At 56.6% G+C, this 3718-nt stretch carries 2 protein-coding genes; both read right to left on the bottom strand.

Annotated elements, in window-relative coordinates; all coding sequences use genetic code 11:
* A partial coding sequence (locus ACY692_RS14480) for a DUF6079 family protein (RefSeq protein ID WP_462326087.1) occupies window positions 1-3002 on the bottom strand: 3002 nt, incomplete at its 3' end.
* A 34-nt stretch (window positions 3003-3036) separates the two neighbouring features.
* Window positions 3037-3513 (bottom strand): BREX-3 system P-loop-containing protein BrxF, encoded by a 477-nt coding sequence (gene brxF, locus ACY692_RS14485; protein ID WP_462326088.1) that lies wholly within the window; start codon window positions 3511-3513, stop codon window positions 3037-3039.
* Window positions 3514-3718: the final 205 nt, after the last annotated feature.

Here is a 3718-nt window from a genome sequence, read left to right on the forward strand (position 1 = left end):
TGGGCGAGCACCTCGTCCCGCGCCTTCTTCATCTTGCCCACCCACTCGTGGTCGGCGGACAGCACCGCCTCAGCGGTAGAGAGGAACGATGCCGTGGAACCAAGATCAGCGACCAATTCCTGGAGGGATTCGATCTCGGCCAGGGAGTTGAGCCCGTCCCGATGCGCGTTCACCTCCTGGGCGTCATAGCGGAAGTTCTTGAGCTTTCCGGGCGAGCTGTACGCCTGGAGCGATTCCAGGAAGCTCTTGGTCTCATCGAGCCGGGTGCGAAGTTTCTGGGCCTCCTCCTCAGCCAGGAGATTCCGGCCCCAAAAGAGCAGACCGCTTTGCAGGCTCTGCTGCATGACAACCAGCTTTTCCACTGATTCGGAAATGGCTTTCTGGAGCTGCTGAACCGGTTCTTCCTTGCCCTGGGTAAGCAGTTGGGCCATGCCGGGGGTGAGGCCGAGCAATTCGAACAGGGCCTTTAGCGCCGGAAGATTCCAGTCTTTGGGCCGCTCGATATGCTTGAACTGCGTAAGTTCGTTCACGCCGGTTCCTGCCAACTGCGACAGGCCGGTGGCGTCGAATTTTTTGCCCGGAATGGCGAGGACCATATCTCCCGAGTAAACCAGGACGGCCAGTACAACGGCGACCCATTCGGGCTCCAGCCGCTGCCGGTCCTTGTCCATGTATTCCACGCCCTTGTCATCCTGGATCAGCTCGGAGCGGTTGACCACCTGGCCGTGGCCTTTCTTTTTGAGCAGGCCGAGGATCTGTTTGGCGTATTTTGATTTGTAGGGATCGAGCCGTTCACCGTTGAGCAGTTCCAAAGCGTCGAGCACTGCCGTGGCCTGCTTGCTGCGATTCTTCTGGTCGGCGATGGCGCGCAGGGCATCCTGCGCGGCCTGGTCCCGGTTTCTCCCGGTGATCAGCACCGAAAAGAATGGATAATCAGGTGCTTGGTCCGCGAAATGCGGTGCGAGGCAAATACCACCGACAGAATTGATAACATCTCTGAAATTGATTCTTTCATGGGGCCCTAATCCAGCCATGTCTCTAAGCGAATGTTTTTTGGCCCACTCACGAATGGATTTGCACTTGCCCTGATAAGTCACTTCAAATGCGGTGGTCATGTTTTTTTGCAGCCACTGTACCAGGCTTCTAAGGAAATTGCTCGCCTTCGATTCATAGGTCGATTTAGCGTGGCCGGATGAAGTTGAGGCTAAATCCAAGGCTGCGGCATAGTTCCTGAGTGAAGAACGGAATTCATCATCCGTGTGTGTAATCCGTAAAAAAACCTCATCAGATTTCTTTTCGTCTTTGAAATGCGGTGGATCAAAAGGCTGGATAAAATAGAGATAAAAATCTCGTGGCGGCACGGCTGTGGATCGTTCATTGGGCACACCAAAAAAGAGATATCCCTGGCGTGCAGCCTTGCGCTCCAGCCATTCCAGCTCGTGCTGCCAGATCTTGTAGCCGGTCACATAGGTCTGGTCCGTGCACTCCATGACCCGCTTCAGAGCTTCGTAATAGTAACGGTCCAACTGTGAGGCGTCAAGGCTCTCGGCCCGCTTTTCGATCAGCGCGTCGAAGTCGTCGGTCTTCTTCAGGTCCAGATAGAACTGGCGGTTGTGCGGGTTTGATGAAATGAACTGCCCGCTGACCGTCTTGTGGATTTCCCGCAGGACCGTCTCCACCTGGGAGAGCAGGTCGTCAGCCGGATCGCCGCCGAGTTCCTCAATGCCCGGTTGATAGAGGCAGAGCCCGTCACGCAGTTCCCCGGCAGTTGCGCCTAATCTGGCGTAAATGTCGCCGGTAGTGAGCCGATGGACCGATAGGGCATGGATGAGCCGCAATGCCATGGGCTTGTAGGCCGGACGCGTAAAGGCCTGCTGGATGCGAGATTCCAGTACCTGGCTACAGTCGATCACCGCCTTGATATCCGGTACAGAACGAAACGATGGATTTTCCCGGAGATTGGTCCAGTAGGTGTCATAGGCAATGAGCCCGGGCCGGTCGTCCGGCATGTCCTGGTCGAGTATCTTTTTCATGGCCAGCGAGAGCGCCTTCAGCACTTCGCGCTTCTCCACGGCGGTCACCCGTTCAAAGGTGTCGATATAGTCGGGATGCACCGGGAAGAGGCGAACGAACTCGTCCATGCGCTCGTTCATGTGGCCGTAAAATTTGCCGAAAGGCGTCAGGTACTCGCGTATCTTGGCCGGTTGCTTGCCGGTCTTTTTGAGCAATCGCTCGGCCACCACGAACTTGACGTCTTTGCGGGCGATGAGGACCTGCTCGAAGCGGTCTTTCACCCGGCGGATGCTGTCGGCCACAAAGGAAAAGCGCGGGCTGTCGAAGATGGCTTCCTGGACGCCGGCCATGAAGCGGAAGCGCAGGTCCTTGCAGACCTCGCCGATTTCACGGAGAAAGTTCAGGTCCAAGATGAGTTCCTGATCTTTGCGGGTGCGCAGATAATCAAGCAGCTCGTCCACCACCAGAAGCAGGCCGTGGTCTGGAAATTCTTGATGAAACGCGGTCATCATCTCTTCAAAGGAGCGCTTGTTATTGGAGACCTGATCTGCGGAGGGGAAGCTGTAACTCACGCCCATGTCCGCGAGATGCGCTTCCAGCTCGGCCACAAGGATGTCCCGCAAGGACATGGTGGTGGCTCCGATTTCGGTGCGAACCACCTTGAACCGGCCGCCGATTTTCCCGGCGGCATCCGCTACGTCTGAATTGTTCAGACTGGCGGAGAGGTCGGGATTTTCCGCAAGCCCGGAGATCACCGACATGAGGTGGGACTTACCGGTGCCGTAGTTGCCGACCACCAATAGGCCTTTGTTGTCGGTGGGCTGCTCGAATTGCAGCTGGGGAATTACCAGACCCACCAGCTTTTCCGCCATCTCCTCTGAGATGACATAGGTCTCGACAAGCTGCCGGGCCGCAGTCGCTTCGTCGGCGTCCCGCAGCTGGACCACGGACTCGATGGGTTCAAACTGGATCAGGTCACCGTATTTCATCGCGTCTGCTCCCTTGCAATGGAATTAGTCGTTTTCATGTCGTCACCTCCGGGCTTGCCACCAGAAAATCGCGCATCGGATAGCGCCTGTACTCCGGGTGGTCCGGAGCGGCATAGGTCAAAGAATCTTCAACGATGGAGCCGTTCCATGCGGCCACCACGGTCTTGTTGCGAGAGAGTCCCTGGAGCAGGCGAAGCGGGTCTTGCTTCAGGTCAACATCGAAGATGACTTCAATGTTGTCGAGCAGGATCATCTCAGCACCGCCATTGCCGACGATCTCCCGGAGAAGACGAGGCAACTGCAGGACCCGTTGACGCTCCGTCAATTCCAGCATCTGACGGGAAAGCTCGAGGTTGATGTTGACCAGGGGCGCACCGGTGCGATCCCGCACATCGTGAAGCGCAGTAGTCTTGCCTGCGCCCGCCGGTGCGACGACCAACAGCAGCCGGTGATAGAGTTCAGCGGCTTGCTTGACCTTCTGTATGATCTGGTCTGCAAGTGGTTCCGCCATCACTCTTCTCCTCTATCCTTGGCTCCGCCCGACTTCACCCATTCGTCCACTTCTTCCTTGCGAAACTTCCAGAGATGGAACGGTCTGCGCGGTTCGCCCATACAATGCCCCATCCAAACAAATCAGCATAAATAAGCTTATAGACTTCCGGATAATGATCTCTGGCCAGGCTAGAGGGAAGCAGGCTTACTGTCGTAAGTCAATG

This window comes from Desulfoplanes sp. (assembly GCF_054921335.1).

Excerpts from the sequence above, each read along its gene's own strand:
- brxF (WP_462326088.1), bottom strand. The coding sequence starts at position 3,513 with ATGGCGGAACCACTTGCAGACCAGATCATACAGAAGGTCAAGCAAGCC.